Origin of the sequence: Microcoleus sp. FACHB-831 (genome assembly GCF_014695585.1) — a bacterium.
GTDB lineage: Bacteria > Cyanobacteriota > Cyanobacteriia > Cyanobacteriales > FACHB-T130 > FACHB-831.
In genome coordinates this window covers 1-15,284 of record NZ_JACJON010000011.1, presented here as the reverse complement: position 1 = coordinate 15,284, position 15,284 = coordinate 1, and the positions used below count along the sequence as shown (strand labels likewise).

General features: G+C 46.2%; 12 protein-coding genes. 9 read left to right on the top strand and 3 right to left on the bottom strand.

Annotated elements, in window-relative coordinates; genetic code table 11:
- Window positions 1–38: 38 nt before the first annotated feature.
- The 4 genes from H6F77_RS01355 (at window position 39) to H6F77_RS01340 (ending at window position 7,967) form a co-directional block, all read left to right on the top strand.
- Entirely contained in the window at window positions 39–1,001 is a 963-nt protein-coding gene (locus H6F77_RS01355) for a DNA-formamidopyrimidine glycosylase family protein (protein WP_190484613.1), read from the top strand.
- The gene (locus H6F77_RS01350; protein WP_190484611.1) at window positions 998–3,958 is read left to right on the top strand and encodes an ATP-dependent DNA ligase; all 2,961 of its coding nucleotides are present in this window, start codon (window positions 998–1,000) and stop codon (window positions 3,956–3,958) included. Before H6F77_RS01355 ends, H6F77_RS01350 begins: the two co-directional genes overlap by 4 nt.
- A 170-nt stretch (window positions 3,959–4,128) precedes the next feature.
- The gene (gene ago / locus H6F77_RS01345; protein WP_190484609.1) at window positions 4,129–6,459 is read left to right on the top strand and encodes a protein argonaute; all 2,331 of its coding nucleotides are present in this window, start codon (window positions 4,129–4,131) and stop codon (window positions 6,457–6,459) included.
- Entirely contained in the window at window positions 6,447–7,967 is a 1,521-nt protein-coding gene (locus H6F77_RS01340) for a hypothetical protein (protein ID WP_190484607.1), read from the top strand. The genes ago and H6F77_RS01340 overlap by 13 nt, the downstream gene beginning before the upstream one ends.
- A 47-nt stretch (window positions 7,968–8,014) precedes the next feature.
- Here the strand turns inward: H6F77_RS01340 and H6F77_RS01335 are convergent, their stop codons facing one another.
- A complete protein-coding gene (locus tag H6F77_RS01335) occupies window positions 8,015–8,176 on the bottom strand; it encodes a hypothetical protein (protein WP_190484605.1) in 162 nt (53 codons plus the stop codon).
- A 1-nt stretch (window position 8,177) separates the two neighbouring features.
- Window positions 8,178–9,542 (bottom strand): pyridoxal phosphate-dependent decarboxylase family protein, encoded by a 1,365-nt coding sequence (locus tag H6F77_RS01330; protein WP_190484603.1) that lies wholly within the window; start codon window positions 9,540–9,542, stop codon window positions 8,178–8,180.
- Window positions 9,543–9,722: 180 nt separating this feature from the next.
- On the opposite strand from H6F77_RS01330, the gene H6F77_RS01325 reads away from it, so the two are divergent.
- The 5 genes from H6F77_RS01325 to H6F77_RS01305 all read left to right on the top strand — a co-directional run bounded on the left by H6F77_RS01325 (window position 9,723) and on the right by H6F77_RS01305 (window position 14,655).
- Complete coding sequence (locus H6F77_RS01325; RefSeq protein WP_190484601.1) at window positions 9,723–10,745, top strand: AAA family ATPase; 1,023 nt, start codon at window positions 9,723–9,725, stop codon at window positions 10,743–10,745.
- A gap of 101 nt (window positions 10,746–10,846) precedes the next feature.
- Window positions 10,847–11,452, top strand: coding sequence for a nicotinamide riboside transporter PnuC (gene pnuC / locus H6F77_RS01320; RefSeq protein WP_190484599.1), 606 nt, complete (start codon window positions 10,847–10,849; stop codon window positions 11,450–11,452).
- Window positions 11,453–11,828: 376 nt separating this feature from the next.
- The gene (locus tag H6F77_RS01315; RefSeq protein ID WP_206753436.1) at window positions 11,829–12,830 is read left to right on the top strand and encodes a TolB family protein; all 1,002 of its coding nucleotides are present in this window, start codon (window positions 11,829–11,831) and stop codon (window positions 12,828–12,830) included.
- Window positions 12,831–12,961: 131 nt separating this feature from the next.
- Window positions 12,962–14,161, top strand: coding sequence for an FAD-dependent monooxygenase (locus tag H6F77_RS01310; protein WP_190484595.1), 1,200 nt, complete (start codon window positions 12,962–12,964; stop codon window positions 14,159–14,161).
- A gap of 104 nt (window positions 14,162–14,265) precedes the next feature.
- Entirely contained in the window at window positions 14,266–14,655 is a 390-nt protein-coding gene (locus tag H6F77_RS01305; protein ID WP_199321124.1) for an ester cyclase, read from the top strand.
- A 205-nt stretch (window positions 14,656–14,860) separates the two neighbouring features.
- Here the strand turns inward: H6F77_RS01305 and H6F77_RS01300 are convergent.
- The coding region (locus tag H6F77_RS01300) for a RusA family crossover junction endodeoxyribonuclease (protein ID WP_190484593.1) at window positions 14,861–15,284 on the bottom strand (424 nt) is incomplete at its 5' end.

The following is a 15,284-nucleotide window of genomic DNA, read 5'->3' as shown; positions in this document are numbered from 1 at the left end:
ATCCTTAAAGTAAAAAAAGTAACACACGCTCACCAGTCATGCCAGAAGGACCAGAAGTCAGACAGTTTGCCGATGCCTTAAATCAGGCACTTGGGGGCAAACCCATCGTGTCACTCAAGGCACGGACAAAAGCCGCTTCATCTTGGGAAAAAGAGCATCCAGGTGTTTTACTCAACAAGCGTATCGAACGAGTCCTCTCGCACGGCAAGCACCTAGTTGGCTTAATTGAAGGTGGTTACTACTTCCACTCTCACCTGATGATGTGGGGAAGCTGGGCAGTTTTAGATAATCCACCCCAAGAAATAGATCGCCGCGAGCGATCGCGTATTGTCGTACCCGATGCCTGTGCCATTCTCTACTCCGCCCCAATTTTCGATTTAGGCACGGGCAATCCCTTTGAAATCGTCGAAAACTTACGCAGTCTCGGTACAAATATCCTACCCTATCCAGACGAAAAGCCCTTCAATGCGCCTGTGTTCCTACAAAAGCTGCTGACATCTGAAAATAGCGATCGCACCATTGGTGCAGTCCTACTCGATCAACAGATTCTCGCCGGGATTGGTAACTACCTGAGAGCAGAAATTCTATTTGATTGTCGCCTCGATCCGTGGCGAAAAGTTGCCGATTTGACAGCATCGGAACTAGAACGCCTAATTCATTCAATTCCCTTAATGGCTCAACGCGCTTACACTACAAGCGGCTTCACCGTGTCAGATGAAGCGCGTACACGTCTGCAAAATGACCCCTCCCTCGTCTACACGCCTGGAAGCGAGTACGGCACAAGGCACTACGTTTTTCGCCGCACCAACCTGCCTTGTTTAGAATGTGGCAGCACAATCCGCCAACTTCGTCAAGTTACCCAATCCGATGAAGAAGGAGAGAAAACCCGAATTATTTACTTTTGCCCTACCTGCCAGGGAACAAACGTAGAGCTGAAAAAATCAAAAAGCAAGCGAAAAGTTGTTGCCACAGGGGAGAACATTATTGAGGTTCAGGCATGACGAAAAACCCCCAATTTACACGCCAAAACGTCGAATCTGAAACCAGTTTTAATCAAAATCCAGAGTTAAATCCTGGAGCGTTCATTGATTTTGCTTCCGTAGCCGAGAACGTTGGAGCTACAACAAAGCGCTTGACAAAAGCATCGTTACTGGGTAGCTATTTCACCTCACTATCGGATAACGACTTAGTGCTGGCTGCACGCTACTTTTCCGGTTATATATTTCCCTTACGAGACCAGCGTACTATTAATATAGGTGGAGCGGCTTTGCTAACAGCGATCGCAGCCGTAAGCGAACAAGAAAAATCAGCCCTTCAAGAACGATTAGTAAAACTTGGCGACCCCGGTGACGTAACGGAGGAAGCATTTACCAATAATCCCCAACGTTCACAGCATCAACCCATTCTCACCCTTTCTTCCTTATCAAACCAACTCGAACTCTTAGCAGCGACAACAGGAACCAAACGCAAAACCGAACTGGTTATAGAGTTGTTGAAAATGGCAACACCTCTAGAAGCCAAGTATATGGTCAAGCTGTTGGCAGGCGATTTGCGTATTGGACTGAAAGAAGGTGCCGTTGAAGATGCGATCGCCCGTCTTTTTCAAACAAATGTCTCTAAGGTACAGTGGGTCAATATGCTAATTGGGGATATTGGCGAAACTGCCTTACTAGCAAGGACCAGAAAACTTGACGAAGCCCAAATGCGGCTATTTCACCCGATTAAATTTATGTTGGCAACCCCCGCCGATGATTTAACGGAAGTTGCCAAACAAATGCCTGATGGATTCGCTGTTGAAGACAAATATGATGGAATTCGCGCCCAAATTCATATTGCCTCTTACTTAAACGAAGATAACTCAATTCTCCACGGCACGGTTTGCAACGGTAAGCGTGTTGCTATTTTCTCCCGAACACTCGATGAAATTACCGCCACTTTTCCCGATTTAATCGAACCGCTTGCTGCTATCAACCTAGCCTCAAAAGATAGCGATGAAGCAGTCGATTTAATCTTAGATGGAGAGATTGTCCCCATTCAAGGAGAACGCATCCTCCCCTTTCAAGAACTGCAAAAGCGCTTGGGACGCAAGAAAGTTTCATACGAATTACTTGCCGCTGTTCCTGTCGCCTTCATCGCTTACGATGTCTTGTATGCTTTCGGACGCATACTGATTAACGAACCCTTTGCCAAAAGGCGAAGTCTTCTTGAATCAATTCACCTCGATACTCAAAGAGTACGCTGCGGACTTTCCCAACAAGTTAGCGATATTTCTGGCTTAGATGCAGAATTTACCGCGGCGAGAGCAAGAGGAAATGAAGGCTTGATGGTAAAAGATTTGAATTCAACCTACAAACCCGGTAGAAGGGGACGCGATTGGTTGAAAATTAAACGTGCAATGGCAACCCTGGATGTTGTTGTCACAGCCGCCGAGGTGGGAAATGGCAAACGGCATCGTTTCCTCTCAGACTATACCTTTGCCGTCCGCCAGAGCGAAACCGAGCCAACGCTGTTAAATATCGGTAAGGCATATTCAGGATTAACGGATGCGGAAGTAGCTGAACTTTCCGAGTGGTTTCGCGCCCATACATTGCAAGAATTGGCGCATGGTAAGGTGTGTATCGTGGAACCGCGCATTGTCCTGGAAGTGACGTTCGATCGCGTGCAACCATCTTCGCGACACAATAGTGGTTATGCACTGCGGTTTCCTCGCATTGTGCGCGTGCGAAATGATAAACCTCCAGAAGAGATTGATACGCTGGAGACGGTACGCCGTTTGGCTGAAACGCTGTCTTCTGAATCAGTAACGAAGGTGGCGGAAGCATTTGTTGATTCTGCCGCACCATTGGAGAACGTCTCAACCTCCCTTAACAAGAGGGGCAATGAGGTATCTGATGTTGTTCAATTAGAAAACGATATCCATCAGACACTAACGCTTGAAGCGGCGTGTGAAGCATTTAGGGCGTTTGTGGATGGTATCGAACGCGATAAGTCTGTCGTCGTGCTGCACGACTCGGATGCCGATGGGGTGACGGCGGGAGTTGTGTTGCAGTTGGCGTTGTCACGCGCTGGGTTTGAGAACGTGAAGATTGTTGCACCCGATCGCCAACGCAATGCTTGGACACCTGCCAACCGAGAACGAGCGATCGCATCTGCACCCGATAGTTTATTCGTTCTCGATTTAGGCAGTCAATCGGAACCCGTGATTGCTGGCGTTCCCACCTGCTTTATCGATCACCATCGTCCAGAAGGGGTTCCGTCCGGTGATACTTTGATTAGTGCTTACACCTGGGAACCCATCCCCAATACATCACTACTCGTTTGGGAGTTGTGTTCGTCCCTAACAGATGTATCAGATTTAGACTGGATTGCCGCAATTGGTACAGTTAGCGATTTAGGTGAAAAAGCGCCGTTTGAGATGCTGGCAGTTGCAAAGAGTCGGTACACTGCCAAGTATTTGAAAGAGGCATCTGCTCTAATTAACGCAGCACGGCGGGCTTCCCAGTACAATCCAGAAGTAGCTGTAAGAGCATTGCTGACTCATGATAGTCCGCGATCGCTCGTCAATTCCAACACAGAAGACGTTGAACAACTACGACTGGCGCGCAAAGAAGTACAGGCAGCGATGGAACAAGCCAAGAAAGCCGCACCCGTCTTTTCTGGAAATGTTGCTTTGGTGCGGGTTAACTCACCTTGTCAAATCCATCCACTGATTGCCCAAAGTTGGCGTACAAGGTTGCCCAAGTATATTGTCATCGTTGCCAATGAGGGATATATTTCTGGGCGCGTTAACTTCAGCGTGAGAACCGCGTCGGGAATAAATGTGCTGGATTTCCTAAAAAGCGTGGATTTGTCGCCAGGAGAGGGAAGCTACGGTCACGGACATGATAGTGCATCTGGGGGCAGCTTGCCTGTTGAGCGATGGAATGAGTTGCTAAGTTCCCTTGGGTTTGAAACTTAAAAGAATGACTCAGTAGAGAGAGCGATCGCTCCTACTGTTCATCCTCTACATTTATCAGTGCGATCGCGCTAATCTAATTATTGAGTTACCAGTACTTATGTACTTATCTCAGCGCCTACTAGTTATAGGTACTCAGGGTCAGATTTTTGCCTTACCCCAGAAGACGCCCCATGTCTATTTTCCTCAACGGCTTCAAGGTCGATCTCTCTGCTCAAAGCCTCAAAGCCCATGTACAAGCTATCCCGAATAACCAGGAGGTAGAACCGCTCCGACAAGCACTGGGAGATGAGTGGTTTCTTCACTGGCGACAGGGCAAACTTTACGGAATTCCTAGGGTCATCACGCCCCAGAAGCCCTTCGGTCAACCGGAGGATCTAAACTGTAATGAGCATGAGCATTTACAACTTTTAACCAGTCGTATTAGTGACTTGTTGCCAGGTATCTTTTCAAGCTATGACCCGCTAAAGCGGAGACCCTTCACTTTCCTTGCTCAAAGAAAAGAACTCATCAGTGCAGTTATTAGCACTATCAAAAATTTACCCGACATTATTTCCAGCTTCAAAATCTTCCCCAAATACATTCTCGAACCTAAGATCGTTGAACTACAGGACGATAAATCTGGGATAGGACTGTTTCTTCGCCTCAAAACTAATTGGCAAATTCAGACATCCTTAAGCACACTTCAAAATGAGGGCGTTGATCTTCAAGATTTGTATGTTGTTCGTCGTTGTCCTGCTCCTAGGCAACGACGCTTAGTTGGTCGCGTTGATCGTCTTTCACAACAAATCGTTTATCTTTCTGAATCTTTTGACCGAGTAGATTCTATTGCTGAGGAAGAAGTCTGGCTAGAAGGTTCCAAAGCTTCATTTAGTCGTTGCTTAAAAGCAATACTTGGCGAGCAGTACGAAGATTTTGAGGCCGCACGTACTGACCAAGAAAGCCAGTTATTGATTGGGCCTGCTCTCGATACCACACTCACTGAGATGCAGACGTTTCTGGTCAAGAAATTTCCCCTCCAGATCGCACCAGATTTACAGGGGATGATTGGTGATCGCATTGAAGCTATTAATACTAATGAATATCAGTCTGTAGTCACTGCTTCTCGAATTGAATACTGTTTTGATGCTGCACGGACTAAAAGGTCGCCTTACGCTTGGCTTGGTATCGATAAATATGGGCCTTTCAGCCGTGAAAATTTTTCTAAAAAGACTCCAGAAGTAATCGTCTTCTTTCCGGATACGGAACAAGGTGCGGTGGAAAACTTTCTCCGGGCATTACGTGACGGTATCAGCATTAAGAAGAAAGAGATGGATGAATATAACAATTTAGAGTGGAATGAAACATCCAAGTATACTGGCGGATTTGCAAAAATATTCGGTCTTGTTAATCCTAAATTTACCTTACAATCCGTTCCTTGGTTTAAGAATAAACACAAGCCACCAGCCGATATCTATAGGGAAGCAATTGAGCAGACTTTAGCTAGCCGAGAGGTTATGCCTGATGCTGCAATTGTGGTAATTCTTGATAATCAGGCACAACTACCAGAATCCGCAAATCCCTATCTTAACTCTAAAGCACTTCTCTTAATGGCAGGTATTCCAGCCCAAAACATTCGATTATCGAAGCTCAACCAACCACATAAGGATCTGCAATATATTTTGCAAAACCTTACAGTTGCGCTCTATGCCAAAATGAATGGAACACCTTGGACTGTCGATCACGATCAGACTATCACTGACGAACTCGTTATTGGTGTTGGAACATGTGAGTTATCAGGAAGCCGTTTTACAGAACGGCAGAGGTTTGTGGGCATTACTACAGTATTTCGAGCCGATGGTAATTATCTACTAGGAAATCTTTCCAAAGAGTGTAGTTACGCTGAGTATCCAAATGTACTGAAGAACTCTACTCTCTCAATTTTGCAGGATATTAAAAATCAGAATAATTGGCGACCAGGTGACACCATACGCTTGGTGTTCCATGCAGCAAGACCACTAAAAAATGTCGATATTGCAGAAATTATTGCTCAGTGTGTTGCTAAGGTTGGTAGCGAACAAAATATTGAGTTTGCTTTTTTAACTGTCTCGCATGACCATCCATTTACGGTATTGGATAAATCTCAACAGGGCATTGTTGTAAAAAATGGCGTTCGCAAGGGAATCTACGCTCCAGAACGAGGTACGATTCTGCAACTCGGACGTTATACTCGCCTACTCAGTACAAATAGCCCAAGGCTAATTAAGCGACCCAGTACACCCTTGCCAACACCGTTACTCATTCATCTCCATCCTCAATCAACTTACTACGACCTAACTTACCTCAGCGAACAAGTACTAAAATTTACCTCTCTGTCCTGGAAATCGGTATTTCCCGCATCTGATCCCGTAACTATCTATTACTCCGAACTAATTGCGGGGCTACTTGCCCGTCTCAAGAATGTTCGCGGATGGTCCCCTGCCATGCTCAATATAAAACTTCGTGCAAGTAAATGGTTCCTATGATAAATGCTTTTAAAAAAAGCTTCAGTTATCAGTTGGATAGCGTTTCAGAGTATTTAAAGGCGAACTATCATAGAGAATCACCAGAAAGTGGTTTTGCCCACCATGTTTTTCAGCAGACAAACAGCCAGCTCCCCTTTGACGTAGCCAATGATATAGAAATTGCTACTCTAGAACCAAACCGCTTGAGTGAAGCACCTGCTCTTGCAGCAGTAGGCTATGGTCTTGCTTGCGGTAGACAATTTAGTGAAGGTTTTCTGGAAACTTGGGCAAATGGATTAGTTAGATTGTCTGGTAGGGAGGCTTTTCCTGCACACCGTGCATCATTCTTCTATCGTCCTACAGAATTGCTGGGCATTGCTTTAGGCGTTAGTTACCACTACAAGAGTCAACCCGAACAATCAAAATGGTTGCAGGATATCCTAGTTGAAGGAGAACAACGATCAACTCATAGCGATCTTTGGACATTCCTGTTGAGTGCCTATGCTGCACACATCCTCTCAGTAACTTGGAGATCAAGAAGTCTGCGCTTAGTTTATGAAATGACTGTTGATGAACTAGCATTAGCAAAATGGCTTTGCATCGTCAAACCAACTTTTGCCCATACATTCGGATTAATCCAAGTAGAATCATCAATTGATAAAGCCTTACTTGAACACTGTATTGAATCATCAATTTCTGCACACGATAGCGCCCGTGCAGCTCTTGTCTACTTTGCTCTAAAAAGAACAGTAAATCAAACTTTTCAGTCAAGCTGGGATGAATACGAACAAATTCATCAGAATCCTCAGAAATCTATTGAATGGCTGAAGAATATCTGTGACAACATGAACGTTGTCACTCAGTACCTGCAATCTCAACTGAGTAGGCAATCTGACATTGAAACGCTCAACATACATGATATGCAGATGCTTTTACAAGCTTTGCCTAGATTGCGTTCTGATACTAACATCATAGAAGCCGAAATTTCTAAACAAGTCAGGATGCACTCTAGGCTATACATAGTTAATAACGAAGGTACTCTAATAACAGGAGGCTATGTCAATATGACTCAAAATCAAGATAAATCTATCACTAACCAAACGAAAATCAACGCTCCGAATTCTAGTATTGGCTTTCTTCAAAGCGGCAGTGGTACTGTTTCAAACTTTTCCCAAAATATCGGTCAGAATAATGATGAGATTAGCAGACTAATCCGTTCTCTACGCGAGATGGCTCAGGAATTTCCAGAAGCTCAGCGAGAAGAAGTTCTGATGGAGCTAGATAACCTACAAGAGGATATTAGTACGCCTGAGAAGCAAAAGCCAGAGAGGCTCAAAATTCGTCTACGGAGATTGGTAGTAATTGTTGGCACAATTGCAGGTGTTTTTGTTGCAGCTGCTGACTTTAGCAATAATGTCTTGGAACTTAGTGAAAAATTAGGAGTTCCAATCGAGTTAAGTCAGCCACAATCAATCCAGCAATTACCTCCATCAGTGCCCAATCAGCCGAGCGAACGCTCTAATCCCTAGCTGTATCTCCAGTGGTGATCGCATTGATTAGGCGATAAGGTGATCGCCTAGCCCCACAATTCCTCTCCAAAGTTGAGCCAACTATAATTGGTGAGCAAGAGGCTCTCAGATAAGGACATGGCTACAGCCGGTATCTTGCCAGTATCCGATGCAAACGGTGAAGGCTTTATCGTGCGATCGCAATCTGCAATCGTCAAGCGATCGCTCATCCTAAAATGCACCAGAACAATATTTCCCAGCTACTCGCAGCATAGCTGCCAAACTTTTCTCTACGTCAGCATCCGTTGTTGCCCAAGACGAAACGCTAATTCGCATCGCCGTCTGCCCTTGCCAAACCGTACTACCACACCAACAAGTCCCCTCGGCTTGAATATCGGCAATCACCCGATGAGTCGTTTCTGCATCCCCAAAGGACACTAAGGCTTGATTCAACACCACATCATTAAGAATCGGGTAACCAGCCGCTTTCAACTCCTTGGCAAAGTGTCTGGCATGGCGACAGGTACGCTCAATTAAATCTACCAAACCAGAACGACCCAGCGATCGCATAGCTGCCCACACTTCAACTCCACGCGCACGCCTCGATAATTCAGGAGTATAGTCTGACGGGTTGCGCTGGTCGCTGACGGTGGGTAAATACTCCGCAGTAATCGCCATTGCCGCTTGCAACGCCTTGGCATCGCGAACAAACGCCAATCCGCTATCATACGGCACGTTCAACCACTTGTGAGCATCTGTCGCCCAAGAGTCTGCCTCTTCCATACCAGTCGTGAGGTGCGCCAACGATGGAGCAGCGGCTGCCCAGAGTCCGAATGCGCCGTCTACGTGCACCCAGGCTCCCACAACTTTTGCGCGATCGCAAATCTCTTCAACTGGATCGCACGCGCCTGTGTTCACATTTCCCACTTGGGTACAGATAATCGCAGGACGAGTCAGGGTGGGAATGGCATCCGGACGCATTCGCCCCTGTCCATCGACGGGGACTTTCACGACTCGGCTTCGACCTAATCCCAGCAATCCCAACGCTTTCAACAAGCTTGGGTGCGCTTCCTCGCTAACTGCAACCGTAATCGGTGGCGCACCAAACAACCCGTCTGCTTCTACATTCCAACCTTCCCGTTCGAGTACGGCGTGGCGGGCGGCGGCTAATGCGGTAAAGTTAGCAACGGTTGCTCCCGTAACGAAAGCACCACCGCAGTCGGCAGGGAGATGGAGTACGTCGAGGAGCCAGCGCAGAGCTACCTGCTCCAGTAAGGCTGTGGCTGGGGTGATGCGATAGAGTCCGCAATTTTGATCCCACGCGGCGGCTAGCCAGTTGGCTGCCAAGGCGGCAGGCAGGGAACCACCCGTGACAAATCCAAAGAAGCGGGAGCCTGCCTGTGCCATTGATGCGGGTGAGCCAATTTCATCAAGCTGTTGCAAGACAAGTTCGGGATCGACAGGCTCATTGGGGAGGGGTTGACCAAACTGGATGAGATTAGCGATCGCTTCCTCAGTTGGTGCAACATTACGAGCGTCTAAGCCTTCAAGATAGCGAATGGCGTATTGGGCCGTTGTTTGCAAGAGTTTTCGCATATCCTCTTCCTTCCCTGCACAGGGCTAAACTATCCCACATAAGCTACCGTGCGATGGGAGCGCAGCTCTCTTCGAGTCCGCGAGCGTCTCGCATTACCTTATGAATAAAACCTGTTCGGGTTTCTTTATAAAGAGTAGCAGTCAACTCTTTTCCCTTGTCGCACAGTCGCATTATGAATCATGGATAGCCAACGTGGACTTACTGTTGGAAAATTTGCGCCGTTTCACAAAGGACACCAGTTTTTAATTGAGACGGCATTATCTCAAATGGATGAGGTAATTGTAATCATTTACGAGGCGAGAGAAACAACGTCCGTCCCTCTTAATATTCGAGCAGGCTGGATAAGGAAACTATATCCGGATGTACAAGTCATCGAAGCTTGGGATGGCCCGACTGAAGTCGGAGATACACCCGAAATCAAGAAAAAACATGAAGACTATATTTTAAATCGATTAAAGCTACAGGGAATAACGCACTTTTATTCCAGTGAATTTTATGGAGAACATATGAGTTTAGCCCTGGGAGCTGTCAATCGAATCGTGGATTATAATCGCCAAACAGTACCCATCTCTGGCACACAAATCAGAAAAGATACTTTTGCCTATCGCGAATATTTGCATCCTTGGGTTTATCGCGACTTGATAACGAATGTAGTTTTCTTGGGCGCTCCATCTACGGGCAAGACAACGCTTGCATCCCGACTGGCACAGGAATACGATACCGTTTGGATGCCGGAATATGGGCGGGAATATTGGGAGAAGCATCAAGTGAATCGTCGGCTGTCTCTCGAACAATTGGTTGAGATTGCTTCTGAACACTTGAACCGTGAAGAAGAACTGCTATACCAGGCAAATCGGTACTTATTTACGGATACTAATGCGATTACCACTTATATGTTTTCACTGTACTATCACAACACGGCAGAGAGGCAACTTGCCGAATTAGCGAATCGGGCAGCTTCACGCTATGACCTTGTGTTTGTTTGTGATGTAGATATCCCTTATGACGACACTTGGGACCGTTCTGGAGATGTGAATCGACGCATCTTTCAAAAGCAAATTGTTAACGATTTAATTGTTCGCAAGATTCCCTTCTTCCTCGTGCAAGGTGAGCTGGAAACACGAGTGAAGTACGTGAAGGGTGTCTTGGATAAGTACCGAAAGTATGAGAATTTGCTGGACTTGTTCGTCCAGCGCCAATAAGATTGAGCAAACAGAAGATGAAGAGAGAAATGGCGTAATTCATCACAATGCTTGAATTGTTCAGTGTCAACAACATTGCCTTTACAATCCTGGGATATCCTATGAGCTATATAGAATTCATAGGAACGATACTCTATTTGTGGTCGGTGTGGCTCATCGCCAGAAAGCAAATGCTGACCTGGCCAGTCGGTATTGTGAGTGTACTGCTGTATATGGCGCTTTTTTACCAGATACGCTTGTACTCAGATACCCTCGAACAGGTCTACTATTTGGGAGCAAGCGTGTATGGTTGGTGGCGGTGGAGTACATCCCGTCGAGGTACAGACAAAGCCGGAGATTTCAGGTACAGTTCGCAGCGCAGTCTAATCAGGGTTTTGGCTGTTACAATTGCCGTTTCTTTTGTTATCGGGGCTTTTATGAGCCGCGTCCATATACTGTTTCCTACCCTGTTTCCTGAGAAAGCTTCTTTCCCCTATTTGGATGCCCTGACAACAATTGCAAGTTTTACAGCGATGTGGCTACTAGCTCAAAAGCGAATCGAAAGCTGGTACTACTGGATTGCTGTTGATGTGATAGGAATTGGGTTGTATTACGTGAAAGGAGTCCGATTTATTGCTCTGCTTTATGTAGTTCTTTTGGGTATGGCAATAAACGGCTTAATCTCGTGGAATAAGACTTCTAAAACATCAGAAGATTTGGCTTGTTAAGTGCTGTGCGCTCGCCAGTCTTGTGGAGTTCGAGATTGGATCAATAAGGAAGTAAGGCAGGCTATCACCAGCTAACTCAAGTATGAGTCTATTGCTATTGCTGGAAACATAACTTTTTGTAGTCATTCGAGGGGTAGAACTTCAGAAGTGGAGCAACATCTATCCAATGGCGATATTGGGTGAGACTGACTGTGACAGTTAGAAAAGCAGAATGTGAGGTTGCATAACTGCCACACCTCCACGCTTAGGCTGGAGGGGCAGAAATTCAATGCTCTCTATCCCTGTAAGGCTTAAGCGCCGCTGTTCAAAAATGAAAGCCTCTTTCAAACCGCTAAGATTTTTCTTTCTAATCTGTATGCTTTTGGGTGGGTGTGGCGTGTCAATACTTGCTCCTGTCAAGAGCATTACCAGCTTACCAAGCGATCACGACGTCATCCTCAACCTCACGGAGATTAACAAGCAACAGGGTTGGTATGTAGTAAACCCAACAGATTGGAAGATGTCTAAGTGGGAGTTTCCCAACAGTCTCCCAAGTGCTCTCAATGAGGAAACGAGGAGATCGTATGTGTCATGGTCTCCTGAGACTCAACGACTTCTATACGCGAAAAAATCCATTAGTCCTAACGGTTCTATAGAAGTCTTAAAAATCAAGGACAAAAGTCTTGGCAGTAGTAATCAGTACACCTTGTCCCCAGATGGGAAAACTGTCGCTTATACAGACGGTTTTACTGACAAAACCTTTGGCATTGTCGAAGATGTTTACCTGTTCGATATTGCCAGTCAGCGTTCGCGGCGTATTACTAAACTCGCCCCTGGTAGTGTTTACCAACTGATTTGGTCACCAGACAGCAAAGCTCTTGTCTTCTGGCACAGGGATACGAAGAAAACCTTGAAGACGCTGTACCAAATCAACTTTGACGGAAGTAACCTGCAAGTACTTCTTGATGCCAAAAATGATTTACCAATTCGGATATTCCCATCTCTATCTTCTAATGATGAAGCCATGAAGTGGTCGCCGGATGGTCGCTATCTCGCTTTGCTCATTAGGGCCAAAACTAATAACAACTTCAACTTCAACAGTGAAACAATCTGGGTATTGGATCTAAAGACTAAAAAGTTGCGAGAACTGTTTCCTACACCTCCTAAAAGTCCAGCTGGCGGTATTCAAGACTTCGCTTGGTCACCTGATGGGCAAAAGATTGTATTTGCAGCTGGGTACGACGGTAAATGTTATCGACCTTTGTTACTAATAGGTTATCCTGAGTGTACTAATTTTCTTTACCTGGTTGATGTTAATGGGAGTAAGCCAACCAAAGTAACGAAGATTCCACAAGGCACAGCTACAAGGCTGCTTTGGCTGAAACAGAAGCGTCAATAAATATTACTATCCGTCCCAACAGAGTGCTTCAGAGGTAAATTGCTGCTGCAACCGTAGTTAGCGACAGTGAACATCAATTACCTGCACAGAGAAGTTTGGTATTCTAAAGTCATCAATGCAGTTTTAACGTGATGACTCAGGTTGTAATTGTCGGGGCAGGACCTGCTGGTGCAACGCTTGCACTGCTTCTCGTCAAACGTGGCATCGCCGTCAAACTGATTGAATCCTCCCGTAACTTCCGGAGAGTTTTTCGTGGTGAGGGACTGATGCCCAGTGGGCTGGATGCTCTAGAACAGATGGGATTGTCGTCTGTGCTAGAGAGCATTCCCCATCGCTCTTTAGATGCCTGGGAAGTCCTAATCGAGAACAGGTTTCTGTTTCGAGTTGATGAACCAATCGAACCGGGTGGTAAGCCCTGCACCCTTGTCTCACAGCCAGCTTTCCTGGAAGCGTTAATCGACCAGGCAAACACTTATCCCAATTTTGAGTTTATCCCCGGCAGTCCCGTGCAGGATTTGCTGTGGAGCGAGCACCGGGTTTCGGGTGTGAAGCTGAGTGACGATCGCTCCATCTGTGCCAATCTAGTCATTGGGGCGGATGGTCGCAATTCTGTTGTTCGGCAGCGATCCAACTTACCTCTAGAGCAACAGTCCGGAAGCTTTGATATTCTTTGGTTTAAATTGGCGGATAGCTCGCGCTTTGAATCCGAGAATATATTTTATTCGATTGTTCGCGATCGCTATGCCTTTGGGCTGTTTCGCTCTTCTGAGGGGAATCTTCAGGTAGGCTGGGCACTCCATGAGGATGCCCCTATAGACTGGAAGCAAGCCGATTGGTCTAAAATTTTGGCAGAAGCATCACCCCCGTGGTTAGCCGAGCATATCCGGACTCATGCAGAAACTATTGAACGGCCTGTGCTGTTATCTGTTGTCGTTGGGCGTTGTCCGCGTTGGTATGCACCAGGATTACTGCTGCTGGGCGATGCTGTTCACCCGATGTCACCGATTCGCGCCCAAGGCATCAATATGGCTTTGCGGGATGTGATTGTTGCGGCAAATCATCTAGTTCCCCTGTTGCGTGAAGGGGCAACAGATACGGCAATTGATGCGGTGTTGCCACAGATTCAAGCCGAGCGGGAGCCGGAGATTGTTCGAGCACAGCAGCTTCAAAGTCAGGAAGCGGCTCAGGCTGAGCTACTACGTAAAAGCGCACTGTTGCGTTGGGGGGCAAGTCAGTTAGCACCCCTGCTGGGCAAGCGCGTGAGGCACTCTTGGCTCGCTAGACAACGCCAGTTACGCCAAGGGGTAACGCAGATACAGTTAAATGTGTAAAGTATCACTGATGTCAATCGAACAAAATAAAGCTACTGTTCTCGAGTTGTACAAAGCTTTTGATAATCGAAATATTGACCAAGCCTTAGCACTTCTCGCTCCCAATGAAAGTTGCTCACCTAACTGGGATTCCTGAACCGCTCAACCGGGAAAGCTTTAAGCAGTTTGGCATGACCTTCTATTTAGCCTTTGCCAATAGTCAGCATTCATTTGATGAAGTGATTGTTGCAGATGATAAAGTTGTCACTTGTGGAACATTTACAGCTACGCATCTTGGTGAGTTCCAAGGTATTCCTCCAACAGGCAAGCCAATTCAGTTGTCAATTATGCACCTTGATCGCGTCGAAAATGGAAAAATTACGGAGCATTGTGGACAGGGCGATGCACTAGGATTAATGCAACAGTTGGGTATTGTTTTTCTGCCTGGTCCTGCACTTATTCCCCACATCTTAAAAAGCCTTCCATCTAAGCTCTTTAGGAAATCAACAAAGTAAGGAAAAGAGCAAATATGAGTCGGATTGTTCTAACTCTGACCCGGACAGACCTGCTGAACGTTGCAGTTGCCATAGGTTACTAGAACGTATCCATTCCTTGCGCTTTGAGCGCACTCATCATATCCTGATTGGTCATCTAGTTTTATGGCGCATAGGACATAGAGTTCGACTTTGATTAAAGCAGCTCTTAAGGATTCTCCACTGTTTAACTTGGGGTAGATAGCCTTGCTGGTGGGACATTCCACGGTGCTTTCGACAATTGTACTTGGGTTGAAACAGCAGTGAGGAACTCGCTTGAACCACCAAGTGTTGTTAATGGCTCTCCATTGTAAATCGGCACGTTGGCTATCCTGACAGTAACCATATCTTCATTACTTTGAACGTACCAATGGCAGACTGGAGATTGGATGTATTTGAGTGAATCATCCGCCATCACTCCAGCTTCAACTAAGCCATCATCAATGTACTTCGTTGCGGCAGCAATGTTGTTATTGTCGCGAGCTAAATTCTTCACTCGCCATACATACTCCAGCCAAATTTTTCCTTGAAACTGATACGCTCCTTTACAGTAAGAGGCAATTAGTTCTGTCCACTCCCGCTTTTCTTTAGCCGAAGCTTGCCAACCGCCT